The sequence below is a fragment of the Runella sp. genome (genome assembly GCF_965279615.1).
Lineage (GTDB): Bacteria > Bacteroidota > Bacteroidia > Cytophagales > Spirosomataceae > Runella.
The window spans coordinates 5,486,916-5,505,000 of record NZ_OZ257252.1; the positions used below are offsets into that span (position 1 = coordinate 5,486,916).

The 18,085-nt window shown below is 41.8% G+C and carries 20 protein-coding genes; 14 read left to right on the forward strand and 6 right to left on the reverse strand.

What is annotated here, in order from left to right; genetic code table 11:
* Position 1 precedes the first annotated feature (1 nt).
* The gene (locus ACQY73_RS23130; protein WP_428655477.1) at positions 2-427 is read right to left on the reverse strand and encodes a hypothetical protein; all 426 of its coding nucleotides are present in this window, start codon (positions 425-427) and stop codon (positions 2-4) included.
* Between the two features lie 194 nt (positions 428-621).
* On the opposite strand from ACQY73_RS23130, the gene ACQY73_RS23135 reads away from it, so the two are divergent.
* From ACQY73_RS23135 to ACQY73_RS23195, 13 genes are all read left to right on the forward strand, one after another.
* Entirely contained in the window at positions 622-1,449 is an 828-nt protein-coding gene (locus tag ACQY73_RS23135; RefSeq protein WP_428655479.1) for a TlpA family protein disulfide reductase, read from the forward strand.
* A gap of 6 nt (positions 1,450-1,455) precedes the next feature.
* Positions 1,456-3,051 (forward strand): sensor histidine kinase, encoded by a 1,596-nt coding sequence (locus tag ACQY73_RS23140; RefSeq protein ID WP_428655481.1) that lies wholly within the window; start codon positions 1,456-1,458, stop codon positions 3,049-3,051.
* A 74-nt stretch (positions 3,052-3,125) separates the two neighbouring features.
* Positions 3,126-4,091 carry an ABC transporter ATP-binding protein gene (locus ACQY73_RS23145; protein ID WP_428655483.1) on the forward strand — a complete coding sequence of 322 codons (966 nt, stop codon included), beginning with the start codon at positions 3,126-3,128 and terminating at the stop codon, positions 4,089-4,091.
* A gap of 1 nt (position 4,092) precedes the next feature.
* Positions 4,093-4,872 (forward strand): ABC transporter permease, encoded by a 780-nt coding sequence (locus tag ACQY73_RS23150; RefSeq protein WP_428655485.1) that lies wholly within the window; start codon positions 4,093-4,095, stop codon positions 4,870-4,872.
* A gap of 18 nt (positions 4,873-4,890) precedes the next feature.
* The gene (locus tag ACQY73_RS23155; RefSeq protein ID WP_428655488.1) at positions 4,891-5,991 is read left to right on the forward strand and encodes a sensor histidine kinase; all 1,101 of its coding nucleotides are present in this window, start codon (positions 4,891-4,893) and stop codon (positions 5,989-5,991) included.
* A 27-nt stretch (positions 5,992-6,018) separates the two neighbouring features.
* A complete protein-coding gene (locus ACQY73_RS23160; RefSeq protein WP_428655490.1) occupies positions 6,019-6,258 on the forward strand; it encodes a hypothetical protein in 240 nt (79 codons plus the stop codon).
* Positions 6,255-6,665, forward strand: coding sequence for an HNH endonuclease (locus ACQY73_RS23165; RefSeq protein ID WP_428655493.1), 411 nt, complete (start codon positions 6,255-6,257; stop codon positions 6,663-6,665). The genes ACQY73_RS23160 and ACQY73_RS23165 overlap by 4 nt, the downstream gene beginning before the upstream one ends.
* Before the next feature lie 6 nt (positions 6,666-6,671).
* A complete protein-coding gene (locus ACQY73_RS23170; RefSeq protein ID WP_428655495.1) occupies positions 6,672-7,355 on the forward strand; it encodes a LytR/AlgR family response regulator transcription factor in 684 nt (227 codons plus the stop codon).
* A 146-nt stretch (positions 7,356-7,501) separates the two neighbouring features.
* Positions 7,502-9,034 carry a serine hydrolase gene (locus tag ACQY73_RS23175; RefSeq protein ID WP_428655498.1) on the forward strand — a complete coding sequence of 511 codons (1,533 nt, stop codon included), beginning with the start codon at positions 7,502-7,504 and terminating at the stop codon, positions 9,032-9,034.
* Complete coding sequence (locus ACQY73_RS23180; protein ID WP_428655500.1) at positions 9,031-9,753, forward strand: LytR/AlgR family response regulator transcription factor; 723 nt, start codon at positions 9,031-9,033, stop codon at positions 9,751-9,753. Before ACQY73_RS23175 ends, ACQY73_RS23180 begins: the two co-directional genes overlap by 4 nt.
* Positions 9,754-9,853: 100 nt before the next feature.
* A complete protein-coding gene (locus tag ACQY73_RS23185; RefSeq protein ID WP_428655502.1) occupies positions 9,854-10,270 on the forward strand; it encodes a DUF1761 domain-containing protein in 417 nt (138 codons plus the stop codon).
* Positions 10,271-10,365: 95 nt separating this feature from the next.
* The gene (locus ACQY73_RS23190) at positions 10,366-11,658 is read left to right on the forward strand and encodes an MFS transporter (RefSeq protein ID WP_428655504.1); all 1,293 of its coding nucleotides are present in this window, start codon (positions 10,366-10,368) and stop codon (positions 11,656-11,658) included.
* 47 nt (positions 11,659-11,705) lie between these two features.
* Complete coding sequence (locus ACQY73_RS23195) at positions 11,706-12,926, forward strand: MFS transporter (RefSeq protein ID WP_428655506.1); 1,221 nt, start codon at positions 11,706-11,708, stop codon at positions 12,924-12,926.
* A gap of 133 nt (positions 12,927-13,059) precedes the next feature.
* Here the strand turns inward: ACQY73_RS23195 and ACQY73_RS23200 are convergent, their stop codons facing one another.
* The 3 genes from ACQY73_RS23200 to ACQY73_RS23210 form a co-directional block, all read right to left on the reverse strand.
* Positions 13,060-14,130 (reverse strand): hypothetical protein, encoded by a 1,071-nt coding sequence (locus ACQY73_RS23200; protein WP_428655508.1) that lies wholly within the window; start codon positions 14,128-14,130, stop codon positions 13,060-13,062.
* Entirely contained in the window at positions 14,108-14,764 is a 657-nt protein-coding gene (locus ACQY73_RS23205; RefSeq protein WP_428655510.1) for a hypothetical protein, read from the reverse strand. The genes ACQY73_RS23200 and ACQY73_RS23205 overlap by 23 nt, the downstream gene beginning before the upstream one ends.
* Before the next feature lie 75 nt (positions 14,765-14,839).
* A complete protein-coding gene (locus ACQY73_RS23210; RefSeq protein WP_428655513.1) occupies positions 14,840-15,400 on the reverse strand; it encodes an RNA polymerase sigma factor in 561 nt (186 codons plus the stop codon).
* Between the two features lie 185 nt (positions 15,401-15,585).
* Between ACQY73_RS23210 and corA the strand changes: the two genes are divergently transcribed.
* Positions 15,586-16,530, forward strand: a complete 945-nt coding sequence (corA, locus tag ACQY73_RS23215; RefSeq protein WP_428655515.1) for a magnesium/cobalt transporter CorA — start codon at positions 15,586-15,588, stop codon at positions 16,528-16,530.
* Positions 16,531-16,719: 189 nt separating this feature from the next.
* Here the strand turns inward: corA and ACQY73_RS23220 are convergent, their stop codons facing one another.
* Together ACQY73_RS23220 and ACQY73_RS23225 are read right to left on the reverse strand one after the other, a co-directional pair.
* On the reverse strand, positions 16,720-17,391 hold the full coding sequence (locus ACQY73_RS23220) for an OmpH family outer membrane protein (protein ID WP_428655517.1): 672 nt from the start codon (positions 17,389-17,391) through the stop codon (positions 16,720-16,722).
* Positions 17,392-17,397: 6 nt separating this feature from the next.
* The gene (locus tag ACQY73_RS23225; RefSeq protein WP_428655519.1) at positions 17,398-18,015 is read right to left on the reverse strand and encodes an OmpH family outer membrane protein; all 618 of its coding nucleotides are present in this window, start codon (positions 18,013-18,015) and stop codon (positions 17,398-17,400) included.
* Positions 18,016-18,085: the final 70 nt, after the last annotated feature.

Here is an 18,085-nt window from a genome sequence, read left to right on the forward strand (position 1 = left end):
CTTACTGATTATCGCGCACATATCTGCTCCTGGAGCCAAAGCAAGAGTGCTGAATGAACGTGTCACCTGTCAACTCAATATCCATTGTTGCGCAGCTTATACAGTCTATATATGCACAGGAAGGGTTTTCGGGAAGCGCTGCTTGCGGGATAATTTTGAATTCTTTTCCATTGATAGTGAGTGAACCGGGTGCGCAGCACGAAGGTAGGCCTTTGCTGTCTAAAACAACACCATCGAAGCGAAAACTGAGAAAAGATGTCGATTGAGGATCCACAGCTTTCCAGACTTTCTTTCCATTTTCGGTACGCTCATACGCATCCAGACGCCACTTCCCTACAAGCGGTGCCAACGTCTCAGGAGGTGTTGGTGTTTTCTCGCGACAGCTTACTGTCACCAAAAACAATAAAAAATACTGAACGATTTTCATGATGAGCAGGTCGTTTGTTTGAATAGTTGATTTGTTTATAATCAAGACGCAGGGTTGAATCCAACCGTTGTAAATCCATCCCATTTATCGCAACATTCGTCACAGATTTTACCTCTGAGTAAGCATTACGGGTACTTTTGAGCCATCAAATACCCATTAACAGCCATTTTTCTTATCACTAAACTACAACAATAATGAAAAAATTCAGACCCTTTTGGGGCGTCTTCCTGCTCATTTTTTTACTTCCCATTTTCCTGTTTCAAATCATTGAGGCTTTTATGGCTTGGAAAACTGAAATTAAAGAGGAAATGATTTACGCTGTTCATTTTCTCCCTGATGATAAAAAACTCAAAACTGAGGTTCTTGATCATTTTCTAAAAAATGAATTTGAAATCAATCTTACAATTTATGGATTCAGTTTTTTGATGATAATTTGTATAGGCGTTATTCTATTCATTTTAGTACGATCAAATCAGAAAAGCAGGCCGCCTGTTTATCAGTTTCTTGGAATAACGGCTCTATTGATTGGCCTTTCTATAATTGTACAAACGACTTGGTATTCAATCAGTAAGGAAGAGAAAATTGCTATTATTGAAGATGAGTCCATTAAAAATATCTCGGATTTATTGAACCATAAAATGTTGGCCAACAAAACGGTCTATGGCGATTTTTGGGGAACTACCTGTGGTCCGTGCCTTTGGGAAATACGAAATTTTACAAAATCATTAAAGTACAAATACGCCGGTAAAGAGGTAGCATTTTTGTACGTGGGGCGCGGCAACAAACTTCTGTGGCAAAAATTACTAAAGAAATACAATATGCAGGGGGTTCATATTTTTTTGGAAGACGAAAAATACGACCGCATTTTTAGAAACGTCGCAGCCAATGAAAAAGAGCCTATTGAGATTCCGAGGTATTTTATCAGTGACAAATACAAAAATATCATGAATCGCTCTGCTCTTCGGCCCAGCGACCGAGATTCATTGTATCATCAAATTGACGCAACCTTAGCTAAACGATAAAAAATTATGACTGTCGAACGCTTCCGCCAAATAGAATTTTGGGTGATTACCGCTCTTACGTCCCTGTTCTTATTGATTTTTCTTGCCAGTGATTATCATAATTTTTCAAGAGTATGGACTCATATTGATGCTTTTGAGCAAAATCGTATTTATTCTGTCTACACTTGGGCAACCAATGGGTTGTGGCCTATTCTTAGTATTTTCCTAACCGTGTATGGCAGTTGGTACGCGCTGAACCATATTATTATTCCACGCTATTGGCCCAATAACCTTAATTTTTTTGCGCTTGGATGTATATTTATTGGAATTATTATACTGGCCGGCGCTTGGAGTTATTTGTATACATGGAAAGAGCTTGATTTTAGATACGATGCCCATCCCAACATAATTGGAGCAAAAGTTTGGTCTTCTTTCCGGCTCAGAAACTTAGCCTTACTTAGCGGGGGGGGATTCTTGGCTTTGTCATTGTACACGCTTCTTTCTCAGGTCTACCAATGGGCGCTGCAACAACCGGAAACAGATTCCAATCCAAACCGGAAAGTCATTAAAGATGGCACCATTCTGGCATTCATTGGATTTGTGCTATGGATTGCTTCCCAAGTCACGGCTCGTCATTTGTTCCTTATCCCCGGGTTGATTTGGGTACAGGGCGCATTTCTTCACGCTTATTTGTATCACAATAACCTCCTGAGATGGAAAACGTTTGCTTTTCGTCGAAACAACGAGAATCGCCAAGCCTTCCTGACCTTGTTAACTGCTTTGGTTATTAGTTTTGGCAGCAGTATCGTTTTGACTTTGTTGTATGATGTGTTTAAGGTTAGCCATTCAAGTTATGTGTATCTGTCCGGTATTGACGAATTTTTCGCCTTTTGGATGGTTTCTTGGCTGGGAGCCTTGGCCGTTACGTTGATTCGGCAGTTCATGGTGAAACCCTTGGAAACCAATCTTAACCGTAACCAAGCAGAGCTTTCGGCGTTGCGCGCTCAGATCAATCCGCATTTTTTGTTCAATGCCATGAATACGCTCTACGCCACGGCCATTGAAGAAAATGCCGAAAGAACCTCGCACGGGATTCAGCAATTGTCGGATATGATGCGTTTTATGATGCACGAAAACAATCAGGAACAGATCGATGTGCAACAGGAGGTGGCCTACTTGCGAAACTATATTGACCTGCAGCGCCTTCGGTTGTCGGAGTCGGATAAATTGGAATTGAAAGTTGACTTGGATGATTCGCTTTGCCTGAGAAGTATTGCGCCGATGTTGTTGATTCCATTTGTCGAAAATGCGTTTAAACACGGCATCAGCCTTCGTAATCATTCCTGGATATTTGTCAAATTGTATTGCGAACAGCATCAGATTCATTTTTCAGTTTTTAATAGTCTGCACCCACGCCACGAAGAGGATCCCGAAAAACATTCGTCAGGAATAGGGTTGGTAAATGTCCAAAAACGCCTTGAATTGTTGTATCCCAACAACCATCAACTTCGGATTCATCGGACGGAGAAAGAATTTTCGGTTCAGTTGGTGATTGATTTTTCTAAAAAAAGCCAAAAATCAAAGCTGAACTCACTGTTTGCCACTTACGATCAACTCAAATAAAAATGCATCAGCGTTAAAGTGAAGGGATAAAATGCACGATTGACCGATTAATTTCCCCGACTTACCTATTACAGTTGGCAGCTCGTTTGGTAATGCCCAATTTTGAGGCATTACCAAACCTGTTAACAGCCATGTACAGTATTGAAGCAGTGGGGTTGTCTCACCGATTTTCCAACGGCGACCGAGCGTTGGAAAATGTAAACCTTCGGGTCAAAGAAGGAAGTATTTACGGTTTTTTGGGACCGAATGGTGCGGGGAAAACCACAACATTAAGACTTTTATTAGGACTTCTTAAAAAGCAGAAAGGCGAGATTCGGGTGCTTGGCAAATCGTTTGAAAAGCACCGAATAGAGATCCTGCAGAACATCGGCTCGCTCATTGAGAGCCCTTCCATGTATAGCCATCTGACGGCGGTCGAAAATCTGACCGTATGGCAGAAAATATACCAATGCCCCGGAAATCGTATCCCGGAAGTACTTCAATTGGTGGGACTGGGTGACACAGGTCGCAAAAAAGCAGGGCAATTTTCGTTGGGAATGAAACAACGGCTCGGCATCGCGGCGGCATTGCTGCACAATCCGTCTCTTTTGATTTTGGACGAACCGACCAATGGCCTTGATCCCGGCGGTATCATTGAGATGCGGGAATTGCTCAAAAATCTTAACAAAAATGAGGGCATAACCATTGTGATCTCGAGCCATTTGCTGCCGGAAATCGAAAAACTGGTAACGGACTTGGGCATCATCAACAAAGGTCAAATGCTTTTTGAAGGCTCTTTGAATGAATTGATGCGTCGCCAACAGGAGGCTTCTTACCTTGCTTTTGAAACCGGTAATAATACTGCCGCCCTTCAACTCATTCAAAGTCACCATTTTGAAGCACAGATCAATGACGAAAAGATTTTGTTGCCTCACCTGCCCAAACCGACCATTGCCCGCCTCAACCAAACTTTGGTAAAACATGACATTGATGTGTATAGCATTGCTACGGTTACCAACGATCTGGAAAGTATTTTTATCAACCTAACCAACGACAATTAACATGAATTTCATCTATAGTTTTCAGAGCGAATGGCTCAAGACCAAGCGCAGTTTGGCGTCTTGGCTGGTGATCGTTGGCGGTTTTTTTATTCCGCTTATTATGGTGGCAGCGCGTATGTTATATCCCGATAGAGCACAAAAAGAGGGTTTATCGCCTCGGTTTTGGGAAAATCTGATGACGCAGCATTGGCAGTTGATGGCCCTTTTTCTGTTGCCGATGGGCGTCATTTTGGCTACGAGTTTGATTACCCAACTCGAATTTAAAAACAATACATGGAAGCAATTACATACCACGCCGCAAGGCCTAAGTACTATTTTTTGGAGCAAATTGAGCGTAATTTTGCTGATGATGTTTCAGTTTTTCGTCTTATTCAACGTAGGCATATTTTTGTCAGGTATAACTCCTGCGCTGATTTTAGGCACTGTTGATTATCCGAAAGAAGTGTTTCCAATGCTGCTGTATTTAAAATCAAGCGGTTATTTCTTTGTAGATTGTTTGCCGATTGTGGCGTTGCAATATTTGGTAAGCCTGCAATTTCGTAATTTTCTGGTGTCGTTTGGGGTCGGTATCGGTGTTTTATTGGCTGCGTTGTTTGCCGTGGAGTGGGAATATGGCTATATTATTCCTTATACGTATTGCCCTTACAATTTCTTTTTTCTCAGAGGCGCAAACATGAAAGCCACTCAACACCTCAATATTCATGCATTGGCGTTGGGATATTTTACAGTTTTTACGTTGATTAGCTATATACTTTACCTTACAAAAAAAGAGAAGGGTTGATGGGGCGACCCGAAAACAATGAGAAAAATAGTTGTCGTTTCGTTGCATGTAGGCTATTGGCTGCTGTATCTTTTACTACTGACGCTGATTTTGGTATGTCTTCAGGTTGGAACCAACCTGAAGAATTTACCTTTTTTCACCGACGTGCGTTTCGAGATCTTTTTCTTTGCTTTTGCGGTACTACCGGCAATTTTAGGGTTTTACAGTTACTACACACTGCTTTTTGACAACTTTCTCATTAAACGAAAAATCCTGTTGCTGTTTTTTTCAGGGGTAGTTACTGCCTTGGCTTGCAGCTTGATAAGTGCCTGTATGTTGACCGTTTTACATTCGTTTCGTATTGGCCCAAGTATTTTGAATAATGGGAATGGGACTTCCATTCCAATCATTATTGTCATTGCTATCATAGCATTGCTTAATGGTACAATTGGTCTGATCATGAAGGGGTTTATTCGGTGGTACGCCGAACTGAAATTGAAGGAAGAACTAACCCGAAAGAACTTTGAAATGGAATTGGCTTTGGTCAAATCACAGATCAGCCCGCATTTTTTGTTCAACACACTCAATAACATTGATGTTTTGATTACTAAAAATGCCGAGAAAGCCTCTTCTTACCTCAATCAATTGTCTGACATTATGCGGTTTATGCTTTATGAAACCAAAACGGAAAAGATATTACTCAGTAAAGAATTGGCGTACGTTCAAAAGTACGTTGAATTGCAAAAGATCAGAACGGCCAATCCCGATTTTGTGCATTTCAGCGTAGAAGGGGAAACGACGTATGATTACATTGCGCCAATGGTCATCATCCCGTTTGTTGAAAATGCCTTCAAACACACCGTCAACCTCAAAACCGGAAATGCTATTCAAATCAAGGTTTGGATAAAAAGCGGCATTATTGGGTTTGAATGTGAAAACAAATATCAGGAATCAACCATGAAGTCGGAACACGGAGGCTTGGGTAATGAGTTGATTAAGAAACGGTTGGAGTTATTGTACGCGGAACGTCATACGTTAGAGATTACGAAAAACGAAGAGGTATATCGGATAAAGCTAACCGTGAGAACAATTCAAAATCAGGCATTGAACTCTTCTTTAAAGATGTTGAAAAACGATTAACTTTGTATAAAATAACCAGTTAAGAATATGACAGCGGAACTTTCGGTATTTGACGAAATCTCGCTATTTATAGCAGGGATGAACCCCAAAAAGGTAGTTGCTTTTAAACCTTCACCGGTACATCAGCAACGTCTTGATTTACTGTTGGATAAGCAAAAAGATACATCTCTTTCGGCGGAAGAAAAAAGCGAACTGGAACACTATCTCATCATTAACCGCATTGTTGGTTTAGCCAAAGCCAGAGCTGTCAAGATGTTGCAAAAATGAGGAAAACCATCTCCGCCGCTACTAAAAAGAAAGTAGCAATACGGGCCGATTACCGATGTGAGTATTGTTTGTTACGTGAACAGACCTCTTTTTATTCCTTCCATATTGAACACATCAGAAGCATCAAACACGGCGGTAGTAATGAATTGGATAATTTAGCTTATTGCTGCCCCGATTGCAATTATTACAAAGGCTACGACATTGGAACATTTTTACAGGATGATGAAACAATAACCCGTTTCTTCAATCCAAGAAAAGATGATTGGTATTCTCACTTCCAACTGCTTAACGGGGCAGTTCATGGAAAGCCTGATATTGGTAAGGCTACGGAGCAAATCTTCAAATTCAACGAAGTAGAAAGATTGATTTTTAGAAACCAATTGGTTGTAATGGAACTGTACCCATAGTCTTTTATGAATTTCACTTGCATCATTGTCGAAGACGAACCGCTGGCGCTCGAAAAAGCGCAGGGATACGTTCGAAAACTGCCTTTTCTAAACTTGTTAGCTACCTTCGACAATGCTATGGAAGCATTGGGTTTTCTGAAAATCAATCAGGTGGATCTGCTGTTTTTAGACATTCATTTGGGCGATTTTTCCGGCATTCAGTTACTCGAAACGGGTACTGTCAAAAGCCAGGTGATCCTTACAACCGCTTATCATGAATACGCGCTCAAGGGTTTTGATCTGAAAGTAGCCGATTATCTGCTTAAACCTTACACTTTTGAGCGATTTGTGCAGGCCGTGGATAGGGTTCAAAATCTGATTCCCAAATCGGAAACTGCACCCATCAAGCCCTTTATTTTTGTTAAGACCGAGTACCGGCTGGAGAAAATTTTACTGAACGATATTCTTTTTGTGGAAGGCAAAGGCGATTATTTACAAATTCATACGCCGACCAAGAAAATCATGACGCTGCAAACATTTGCCGAATTTGAACAGGCCATGCCGCCAAACGTCGTTTGTCGCGTCCACAAATCGTATATGGTGGCGGTGGCGAAAATTGATTCGATTGAAAAAGACCGTATTCGCATAAAAGAAACCCTGATTCCAATCTCAGAAAGCTACAAACAGGCTTTTTTTGCGGTAATTAATTGATTTACCAATAGTGCTGCCAAGTAAACTTTCTTCTTTCATATTTGTATTTTGTTGTTTTCGCCCCATTTGTCGGACGGTTCGTCACAGATTTTTCATGCGCAATGCCGTTACAGGTTTCTTTGTGGAGATTAAAAATCCATACAGTCATGAAAACCAACTTATTACAAATTGTTGTTCTGTTATTACTGATTGCTACTACTTGTAAAGCTCAAGACAGGCGCAACGTTATCGAATCTTATTATTCCCACTCTGCGTTCGCGCATCTTAACGGCAATCTCTTATTGGCCGAAAACGGTCAGGTGCTCTATGAGAAAAGCAGCGGTTTTGCGGATTTTACCGACCAAACGCCTAATACGATTCAATCAAGGTATAATTTGGCTTCCATCTCTAAAGTGATTACTTCAACGGTGATTTTACAGTTGATGGAAAAAGGGAAATTGAAGTTGGACGACCTTTTTGTCAAGTATTTTCCGACCTTCCCATATCCAACCATTACCATTCGGCACCTGCTCACACACACTTCGGGTTTGCCTGATCTGGAATTATATGAGGATTTGGTTAAAGCTTATCCTGATACCGTCGTAACCAATTCGATCATTATCCCCCAACTGATTGCGCAAAAGAAACCGTTGTACTTTCAGCCCGGCGACAAGTGGTCATACTGCAATACCAATTATGAATTATTAGGCTTATTGATTGAAAAAATCACGAAGACGCCTTTGCCGACCTACCTTGGAAAGGCCATTTTTGAGCCCGCAGGAATGAAAGATACGTACTTGAATGTTTACGGAAAAGCGGTGGAAATGTCAAAACGTCCCGTAAAGCTTCACACGCAGCCTTATTGGTATTCAACGAAGAATTATTCGCTCGATTCAGTAAGTCGCCATCGTTATACACATTACAATTGCAGTGGCTCGCAAGGTTCTTCCAATGTAATCACCACGATCACCGACCTGTACCTTTTCGATAAGGCATTTTTTGAAGGAAAATTTCTAAAAAAAGCGACGATGGAATTAGCTTTCACTCCCGTTAAGCTCAATGACGGAGCTGTCTTTTACGAAGGTAGAATGGATACGATGATGGGCGAAGGAAAAGGCTCTTACGGACTGGGCTGGGAATTGTTTGAGCAGCCATTGTACGGCAAATCGGTAGGGCATGGCGGATTTAAGTTTGGATTGGCTACATTTTATTACCATAATCTTTCAAAAAACCAGACCATTATTGCGTTCGATAATACAGCCGACCGCGATTTTGGGAAGGTGGTCACTTCGGCATTGGCATTGATGAATAATCAAAAACCGATTGAAACGACCACCAAAAAATCATTGGCGAAGGAATATGGTGTGGCATTGAAGGAAAAAGGCGCGGAATATGCCATCACTAAGTTTCACGAACTGAAATCGGATACGGCTCATTATTACCTTTCGGAAAAAGAACTCAATTGGCTTGGCTATGATTTTTTATACAGAGCTGATTTTAAAGGGCACAAACAATTATCTTTAGAAACCTTTAAGCTCAATACACTGCTTTTCCCGACCAGTTTTAATGTCTATGATAGTTTTGGCGACAGTTTATTGGAAAGCGGAAAAAAAGAAGAAGCCATTGCGATGTACGAAAAAGCGTTGGCTCTTAATCCTAAAAATGAAGAAAGCAGACAAAAAATCAGTCGATTAAAATGATTGCCATAGCCATTGATGATGAACCCAAAGCGTTGGACATTGTGCGGGTTTTTGCGGAGAAAGTACCTTTTCTGGACTTAAAAACGACTTTTCAAGACGCATTTGAGGCGTTGGATTTTCTACGGAAAGAACACGTAGACCTGATTTTTCTGGACATCAAAATGCCTGATATTTCGGGACTTGAATTCTTAAAAGCGGTTCCTAATCCCCCATTGGTGATTTTTACTACGGCCTACGCCGAACATGCCGTTCAGAGCTATGAATTCGATGCCATTGATTACTTATTGAAGCCGTTTGCCATCAGTCGTTTTCTGAAAGCCTGCACCAAAGCGCATGAAGTGTTGAAAGTGAGAGAATTGGCCATTGCGGAAGAAAGCAAGCGTCAGTCTGTTTTGAACCGACCGACGCCGGGGGTTGCAGAAAGTATTTTTGTCAAAAATGGCTATGAACAGATTCGGGTGATGTTGGATGATATTTTGTACTTGGAAGCGGGCGGGAACTACGTGGTTTTTGTAATCAAATCGCAAAAAATAGCTTCTCGTATGACGATGAATGAGGCAGAAGCCCTTCTTCCCAATGACCGTTTTGTGCGTATTCATCGCTCGTATATTGTGGCAAAAGATAAAATAGACCGTTTTGACAGGTATGAGGTGTACATTAATGGCCAGATCATACCGATCGGCGCCAACTACAGCCATTTGCAGTTGATAGATAAGTAATTGAATATGAACGAGAAATAATAGTACGACAGACAGGAGGTTTTCTGAAAATGTGTATATTTCAGTCAAGTTTTAATGATTAACCAAACCTTCTGTTACAATGAGAACCTTAAAAATCAATTACATGGCGGTCTTTATATCTGCCATTGCTACCTTCGCTTTAGGTGCCCTCTGGTACATAACCTTTCAACCTCAATGGCTGGCACTGACAGGCCTTACCGAAGACAAGATACAGGCCGGTGGCGGTGGAACCATAGGCTATGCTGTCAGTTTTATTACCTATCTGTTGGAAGCGTATGCCATGGCACTTTTGTTTAAATCCATGAATGTCAGTACTGTCCAAACGGGTGCCATGACCGGCGCTTTGATTGGGGCGTTGATTGTTGGGGGAAATATCTTTACCAACAATGCCTACGAAATGAAACCCATCGAATTATCGGTACTTAATGCCGGTTTTAGTGCGGTGAGCGGCGCAGCAATGGGCGCAATTTTGGGAGGGTGGCGAAAATATACCTAGATATACCAAAAGAATCAGAAAAGAGCGTCAGTCGGTATCAAGCCGATTGGCGCTTTTTTAGTATTATTGCAGAAAATCCATAACCCCCTTAACAAATGTCTAAACCTTCTAACCAAAACTCGCTTTTTGGACTTCCTGTGATTGTGGCCGCGCTTGGCTATTTTGTTGATATTTATGATTTATTATTATTCGGAATTGTACGCGTACCCAGTCTCAAAGACTTAGGACTTAATGAGCAGGAAGTGTCGGCCGTTGGAGCTTCCATTATTAACTGGCAAATGGGAGGATTGCTCATCGGTGGGATACTTTGGGGAGTATTGGGAGATAAGCGCGGTCGGCTTTCGGTGCTTTTTGGCTCCATTATTACCTATTCCATTGCCAACATATTGTGCGGTTTTATACAGGATACAAGCTTTTTGCCGGCAACGGATCTCTACAAATATTTACGCTTCATTGCCGGAATTGGCTTAGCGGGTGAATTAGGCGCAGGCATTACGTTGGTTTCCGAAATTTTGCCCAAGGAGTTGCGAGCTATTGGTACGTCATTAGTGGCAGGAATTGGCCTTCTAGGAGCGGTAGTTGCTTATTTTACCGTCGAGATCTTCGGTGATTGGCGCATTGCTTATTTTGTAGGAGGAGGCTTAGGATTTGGGTTGTTGTTACTGCGAATTGGAGTTATTGAGTCCGGAATGTTTACGGAGGTATCCGGGCAAAAGAATATTGCCAAAGGTGATTTCTTCTCATTCTTTACCAATTGGGAGCGTTTTGTCCGCTATATGAAGTGTATCGGTATTGGACTTCCAACATGGTTCGTCATTGGGATTTTGGCAACGTTCAGTAATGAATTTGGGAAAGCATTTGGCATTGCCGAACCTATAAAACCGGGCTTGGCCATTATGTGGTGTTATGTAGGGTTGGCCGTTGGAGATTTGTCCAGTGGGTTTATCAGCCATTATTTTCATTCTCGAAAAAAAGCCGTGGCCGCTTTGATGGCTTTTGCCGGAGTTTTCAGCATTGTGTACCTTTTTGCCGGCGTCAAATCTTCTTTTGCATTGTATAGCCTTTGTACGCTCATGGGTTTTGGAATTGGCTACTGGGCCATGTTTGTGACCATTGGAGCCGAACAGTTTGGTACCAATTTACGCGCAACTGCTGCTACTACTGTGCCCAATATGGTTCGGGGAATGGTCATTATCATGACTACGCTTTTTGCCGGATTTAAGACGGGTACACTGGACGTTTTTGGATGGTTTCAGCTTACAGTACCGCAATTGGGAGTGATCGGAGCAGGTACGTTGGTTGGTGTATTAAGTTACTTTTTAGGCTTTTATTCAACCTTAACAGTTCCCGAAACGCACGGCAAAGACCTTGATTTTATCGAAGAATAACCTCATCCTTAGTCCCTCTCCTTATCAAGGAGGGGGAAATCAACTACATGACCAAAATCTCTTATCGTGCGCTTTTCACGCTGCCTGTTATTGTATCGGCACTTGGCTTTTTTGTAGACGTATACGACTTGCTTATCTTCAGCATTGTACGGGTGCCAAGTTTGCAATCTTTAGGATATTCAGAGGCGGAAGTGTCTAAAATCGGGACTTTTATTTTCAATTCTCAACAGGCCGGATTGTTGGTAGGAGGGATTTTGTGGGGAGTTTTGGGAGATAAGAGGGGCAGGCTTTCGGTTTTGTTTGGTTCTATCATTACGTATTCATTGGCCAATATTGCCTGCGGGTTTGTCGAAGAACCCAATACGTATGCGTTGCTGCGTTTTGTAGCCGGCGTAGGACTTTCGGGAGAAATTGGTGCTGCCATGACCCTTGTAACAGAGATCATTCCTAAAGAGATTCGCAGCCTTGGACCGACAATTGTTGCCGGAGTGGGTTATTTAGGTGCAGGAGCCGCTTACCTGACGCAGGAATGGTTTGAATGGCGCACTGCGTATATGGTAGGAGGTGGAATGGGCCTATTATTGCTTTTACTTAGAATCAGCGTATTTGAATCAGGTCTTTTTCTGGAAATGAAAGAAACGAAGGTCAGTCGAGGGAATTTCTTTTACTTTTTCAGCAGTTGGCCGCGGTTTATTAAATATGTGCGGTGCATCATGGTTGGCGTTCCTACGTGGTTTGTAGTAGGAATCCTGGGAACTTTTGGGAATGAATTGGGTAAAGAACTCGGCATTACAGAAGCCATTTCTCCCGGCAAATGCGTTATGTTCATTTATTTTGGACTCACGGCGGGTGATTTTTTCAGCGGTCCTTTAAGCCAATGGCTGCATTCACGGCGCAAAGCCATTAGCGCTTTGATGTTTTGCGGAAGTATTTGCGTGGCTATTTATTTGTACGGTGGAATAGCATCACCCACGGTACTGTACAGCGTTTGCTTTTTGGCAGGAATATGTACAGGATATATCGGTTTGTACCTGATGATGGTTGCCGAACTCTATGGGACGAATCTTCGCGCTACCGCCACTACTTCTGTCCCGAGCGTAGTACGAGGGATGGCTATTCCTATGACGCTCGCTTTTCAGGCTTTCAAACCCTCTTTTGGAGCAATAGGCGGAGCCGCGTTATTAGGTGTTCTCTGTTATGGAATTTCGCTTTTTTCACTTACCCGAATCGAAGAGACCTACGGAAAAGAGCTTGATTTTGTAGAATAAATACTGAACTCTGTAGGGGCAGGCCTCGCGTCGGCCCGGCTGCGTCTATCTGATATAGTTGACGACTACTATTGCCGCTCTTTTTATATTTGGAAGAGGGCAGACGCGAGGCCTGCCCCTACAATTTTTAATTTTATCTCAAATTCACTTCTCCGTATTTCGAGACGATCTTTATTTTGGTGCCGCTTCCTTTGCCGAACTTACCAATGTATTGTTTTGTCATACGAGGGCCGCGATGTTCATCATCCTTGCGGTCGTCGTCATTTTGAGTAAATGATACCTTACGGTCGCCGGGATATTTAAAACCGCCGTAACTTACCGTAACATCAAAGTTGCAATCGTTGTTTTCCATCGGAATGGTTACGGATGAGTAGCTGGCCTGAATGTCTACATTGTCGGCTGATTCATTCAATTGGTCAATTCTGAAACCTCCTGAGAAGCTAAGCTTGATCTTACTTGAACCCTTTAAGTTGCCGATGCGTCCGCCGGAATAGCTGATCTGACCATCCAAAGATTCCACTTCACCGATTTTCATTTTTCCAAATTTATTGCTCAACACAATGTTATTGGCTTTGTCAAGTTCAAGCGTTGAATAAGCAATGTCAAGGTTTCCGTTTGACAGTTGTTGTATTTCAGCTTTGCCATAAGATACATCAATGTCATTTCTGCTGCCGGACAAATCGGTGGCGTTAAAACTTCCGTATTTAGACTCTACCACAAGAGGTGCTCTGAAAAATGGAATGTTAGTGGCGCCAAAGCGATTCTTTACGTTTAGAGGCGTGTTTTTAGGCATTGAGACTGTATAGTCGATCTGCACAAAATTTTTCTCACCATTGTTGCTTTTCCAACTCCAATTTGAATTGCCGTTTTTGTTGATAATGGTGCGGATGCTGATCTGGTTTCCGTCTTTTTTATCTTCAATGCTTACTCCGTCCAAGTACTGCTGTGCGCGGTCGTCGCTGTTGGAATTAGCGGTAATGCTGATATCAACGCGGATCTCATTTTTGTCCCAAAGATTAATTTTAACTTGCCCGAATTGATTGTCAATCAGTAAATTTTCTTTGGCAGAGACATCATAGATTTTTATGACAGACTTTTTCTTTTCAATGTTGCCGTAATCTTCGGCGCGGGCTGTCAGCGTGAATAAGAAGCTAATAACTATTAACCAATAATTAGTAGTCTTATGTAAGTTTATTGCTTGCATGGTTGTTCTTGTTTTTAATGCGTTGGATAATGTCCAACTGTTGGTTCAATAGGTCAATCTGCCATTGCAGGTTTTGAATCATGGCCTGAATGACCGTTTCCTGATTGGGGTTCTTCGGAAGGTCGGCTTTCAGGTTTTGGTATGAGCGCTCAAGCTGATCCAGTTCAACTGCAAATTCTTTATAAAGTGCGGGGTCGCTTTCGGTCATTTGGCGCAACTCCGTACGTTTGTTATCAATTAATTGGGTATATTGGCTTACTTGTTTAGCAAAGCCCGGATCCGTCATTGCCACTTCAGGTGCCTCCGTAATTCCGTAATTTTGGTTAATACGATAACCGACCCAGCCTAAACCTACTATAAGTGCAATAGAAGCTGCAATACGCCAATTCAGGTTTTTACTGACTTTCCTGAAAAATGGATTATAGCTACCGCCATTTTGAAAATCTTCGTGAACAATTTTGCCTAACTCCGCATCTTTCGACGTTTTTTCAGGGCCGGTACTTTCCCCCGACGGAGTGGTATCTTCGGCTTTAGGTAATTTTTCACTCAACCGACTCCAAAGGTCATCAGAAGGCTCATGCACATCAAATGCCTCGCGGTTGTCTCTGACGAATCGTTGCAGTTTATCTTTCATTTTGTTTGTATTTGGTACAGAGTGTCAGGTAGGAAGCAGGAATAATACTCGCTACTCATCACCGACTACTCACTTCTAATTTTTAATCATTTCCAATAATTTCTTCTTTCCCCGCATGTATTGTGTTCGGGAAGTACTTTCACTGATGTTAAGGATCTCACCAATTTCTTCATGATCGTATCCTTCAAACAAATACAGCGACAGCACCACTCGGTATCCTTCCGGAAGTTGTTCGATTCCTCTTCGAACTCGTTCAACATCCATTTGAATACTTTCTTCGTCAAACGGCACATCGTCGGCAATGTCATGGTCGTCATCTCCGTAGCCATAGCCTTCAATGTCAACAAGTTGCATTTTTCGTTGGCGGAGGTGATTGATGGCTTTGTTGACCACGATCTGCTTCAGCCACGCCCCAAACGTAGACTGCCCCCTGAACGTATGTAAATTACAAAACGCATCCAAAAATGCTTCCTGCAACACGTCCTCGGCTTCTCCTATATGGTTGACCACCCGCACGCACACATTCATCATGGATTTTGAATAAAGCTTGTACAGTTCATACTGTGCCTTTCTATCTCCCTGCTTACAGCGCTCTACGAGTTCGACGTGTTTGTCTATGTATTGTTTAGGTTCCAATCGGCTGTATTTTCGAGGTAATGACAATAGATAAAATTAAATGTTGCATTGATTTGAAAAAAATTGTGTTGGAAAAACAATTCTACCGTTACTGTGCGTCAAAACATAGGTACAAAATCTGCAAAATCCGCGTAATATCCTAAAATCAATTGGCTAACTTTGGCCCAAATGAAGTAGCTAGAGGTATGGTCAGGATTTATTATCGCGAAGGTAAGCACATTAAACGTGAAACGGACGTCCGGGAAATAGGGCATTTAAAGGCTATTTTGTGGATAGATCTGCAATCTCCTTCTCAGGAAGAAGAAGAATGGGTAGAGACCAAATGTGACATCAGTTTTCAAACTCCACAGGAAATTGTTGAAATTGAGAGCAGTTCACGGTATTTTGAACAGAATAATACCATCAATGCCAACTCAAATTTTTTAAAGATCAGCCCGGAAGGGTATGCTATCTATCCTGTTTCCATTTTGATCCGAGACGGTGTTTTGTTTACGTATCGCAGCGGTGATTCAAAGACATTTGCTGATACAGTACGCAAGATGAAAGTGAGTCAGGAAACGTTCATGAGTGGCGTCGATATGTTGCTGCTGCTGCTCGAAACCAGAATTGAAAGCGATGCCGATGTACTCGAAGGGTTGTCAAAAGATATTTCAAACATCAGCAAAGACCTCAATCGCGAACAAAAAGCAAAGCAGGATATTCTTTTGAAGATCAATATGATGCAGGAGAATACGATGCTCTTGCGTGAAACCATTATTGACAAACAACGCGTACTGTCGGGTATTTTGCGAAGTCAATTTTTTCCGGACGACCATAAAGAGCGTTTACGTATCATCTTGAAAGATATCAGCTCATTGCTGGAGTACAGTACGTTTAATTTTGAACGATTGGAGTACCTTCAAAATACGTTCATGGGTTTGATTAATCTTGAGCAAAACCAGATCATCAAAATATTCACGGTCTTCACGATCATTTTTATGCCGCCAACGTTGATTGCGGGGATTTTCGGAATGAATTACAGCGTTCTACCAACGAGTACACACCAATACGGATTTTGGTTCTCGTTGCTGCTGATGGCCTGTTCGATGGCAGGTATGTGGCTTATCTTCAAACGAAAGCATTGGATTTGAGTGATTAAGTATAAATTTTAGGGGAGTTGAAATAGTATGGGTCGGGTTGTGAGCAATATCTAACTTGTAAAACCTGAAAACTTTTGCTCAACTCCTTAAAAAACAACTAAGTTCGACCATAAAAAGAAGGAGCGCAGCCATTGGCTGCGCTCCTTCTTTTTATGCTACGTGACCGTTTTTATAAACGGATTAGTTTTTCTTTGGTGTTGTAGTTGCAGGCGTGGCAGGCTTGGTAGTTGCAGGCTGCTGCGGTGTAGTCGTGGCAGGTTTTTGCAATTGTTGCATTGCCGCTTCAGAAGCTGCTTTTTGTTGTTTTTCAATTTCAGCAGGATCAACACCTAATTTTTTCAACACCAAATTGCTTACGTTCAGCTCGTCAGAACCGGCAAACAAAATGATAGGTGTAGTTTGCGCACCGCCATCCATATTAAGGATGTAGGTGTAGTTGTTTTCTTTACCAACTGCTTCGATAGCTGTATTGATTTTCATCAACACGGGCTGGATCAATTGCTGTTGTTTTTTCTGCAATGATTCTTGCGAAGTACGTTGAAACTCCTGAAAATCAGTCTGAAGACGAGTCAATTCTTTTTCTTTGTCAGCGCGAATGATTTCCGACCATTTAGTGGCATTGGCTTCGTACGCTTTGTATTTATCTTCAAACTCCTTTTGCTTGTCCTGCATTGCTTTTTGGATCTGTTGCTGTTGGATTTGGAGTTCGTTTTCGATTTTTTTGCTTTCAGGCAATACTCCCAAAATATAGTCTACATTCGTCCAACCGATCTTAGGGGCTTGTTGGGCTTTTGTTTCTACTCCGATTAAAGCTACAATGGCAACAAGTGCCACGATGAATTTGCTCTTCATTTTTATCTACTGTTTTGGTTTGGTTGTTTTATTTGGGGGATCCGTTGTGTTTGGTTTAGCCGTAGGCGTATTAACGCCGGGCGTAGCGGTTTTATTATTTTTTGCCTCTGTTACCAATCCCAGTTCTTCCATCACGTAATCGGTATAGTCATGAACGGGATTTGAATAAATAATGACAAATTCACTTGATTTGTCCAATAACATATCCAATCTCCGCTGCCGACACACACGCTCACTTGCTTTGTATACCTGATCGGTAATGGGTTTGATGAGTTCTTTTTTCTTTTGAAATAATAACCCTTCAAAACCGAAAATCTTATTATTATATTCTCTTGCTTCGCGTTCTTTATCGTTGATCTCCTGCTGACGTTTGCGTTTCATTTCGTCGGTCAGCAATACTTCCTCTGCTTGATAAAGACGTTGCAGCTTGTCTATTTCGGCATATTTATCCTGAATCTCTTTGGCCCAACGATCCGAAAACTTGTCTAATTCGATTTGTGCTTTTTGATAATCAGGCATTTTCGTCGTTACATACTCCATATCTATATACCCTAATTTCTGGGCTGATAATGAGTAGGTTACTGTAACAAACTGCAAAAGTACTAAAAGCCAACGGGTTTTCATACATCTTTTGGATTTTGAATACCGAACATTAGATGTTGAATTCCGATTTCTCAACGTCTAATGCCTAAAA

Excerpts from the sequence above, each read along its gene's own strand:
- ACQY73_RS23130 (WP_428655477.1), bottom strand. The coding sequence starts at position 427 with ATGAAAATCGTTCAGTATTTTTTATTGTTTTTGGTGACAGTAAGCTGT.
- ACQY73_RS23135 (WP_428655479.1), top strand. The coding sequence starts at position 622 with ATGAAAAAATTCAGACCCTTTTGGGGCGTCTTCCTGCTCATTTTTTTA.
- ACQY73_RS23140 (WP_428655481.1), top strand. The coding sequence starts at position 1,456 with ATGACTGTCGAACGCTTCCGCCAAATAGAATTTTGGGTGATTACCGCT.
- ACQY73_RS23150 (WP_428655485.1), top strand. The coding sequence starts at position 4,093 with ATGAATTTCATCTATAGTTTTCAGAGCGAATGGCTCAAGACCAAGCGC.
- ACQY73_RS23155 (WP_428655488.1), top strand. The coding sequence starts at position 4,891 with ATGAGAAAAATAGTTGTCGTTTCGTTGCATGTAGGCTATTGGCTGCTG.
- ACQY73_RS23160 (WP_428655490.1), top strand. The coding sequence starts at position 6,019 with ATGACAGCGGAACTTTCGGTATTTGACGAAATCTCGCTATTTATAGCA.
- ACQY73_RS23165 (WP_428655493.1), top strand. The coding sequence starts at position 6,255 with ATGAGGAAAACCATCTCCGCCGCTACTAAAAAGAAAGTAGCAATACGG.
- ACQY73_RS23170 (WP_428655495.1), top strand. The coding sequence starts at position 6,672 with ATGAATTTCACTTGCATCATTGTCGAAGACGAACCGCTGGCGCTCGAA.
- ACQY73_RS23175 (WP_428655498.1), top strand. The coding sequence starts at position 7,502 with ATGAAAACCAACTTATTACAAATTGTTGTTCTGTTATTACTGATTGCT.
- ACQY73_RS23180 (WP_428655500.1), top strand. The coding sequence starts at position 9,031 with ATGATTGCCATAGCCATTGATGATGAACCCAAAGCGTTGGACATTGTG.
- ACQY73_RS23185 (WP_428655502.1), top strand. The coding sequence starts at position 9,854 with ATGAGAACCTTAAAAATCAATTACATGGCGGTCTTTATATCTGCCATT.
- ACQY73_RS23190 (WP_428655504.1), top strand. The coding sequence starts at position 10,366 with ATGTCTAAACCTTCTAACCAAAACTCGCTTTTTGGACTTCCTGTGATT.
- ACQY73_RS23195 (WP_428655506.1), top strand. The coding sequence starts at position 11,706 with ATGACCAAAATCTCTTATCGTGCGCTTTTCACGCTGCCTGTTATTGTA.
- ACQY73_RS23200 (WP_428655508.1), bottom strand. The coding sequence starts at position 14,130 with ATGCAAGCAATAAACTTACATAAGACTACTAATTATTGGTTAATAGTT.
- ACQY73_RS23205 (WP_428655510.1), bottom strand. The coding sequence starts at position 14,764 with ATGAAAGATAAACTGCAACGATTCGTCAGAGACAACCGCGAGGCATTT.
- corA (WP_428655515.1), top strand. The coding sequence starts at position 15,586 with ATGGTCAGGATTTATTATCGCGAAGGTAAGCACATTAAACGTGAAACG.
- ACQY73_RS23220 (WP_428655517.1), bottom strand. The coding sequence starts at position 17,391 with ATGAAGAGCAAATTCATCGTGGCACTTGTTGCCATTGTAGCTTTAATC.
- ACQY73_RS23225 (WP_428655519.1), bottom strand. The coding sequence starts at position 18,015 with ATGAAAACCCGTTGGCTTTTAGTACTTTTGCAGTTTGTTACAGTAACC.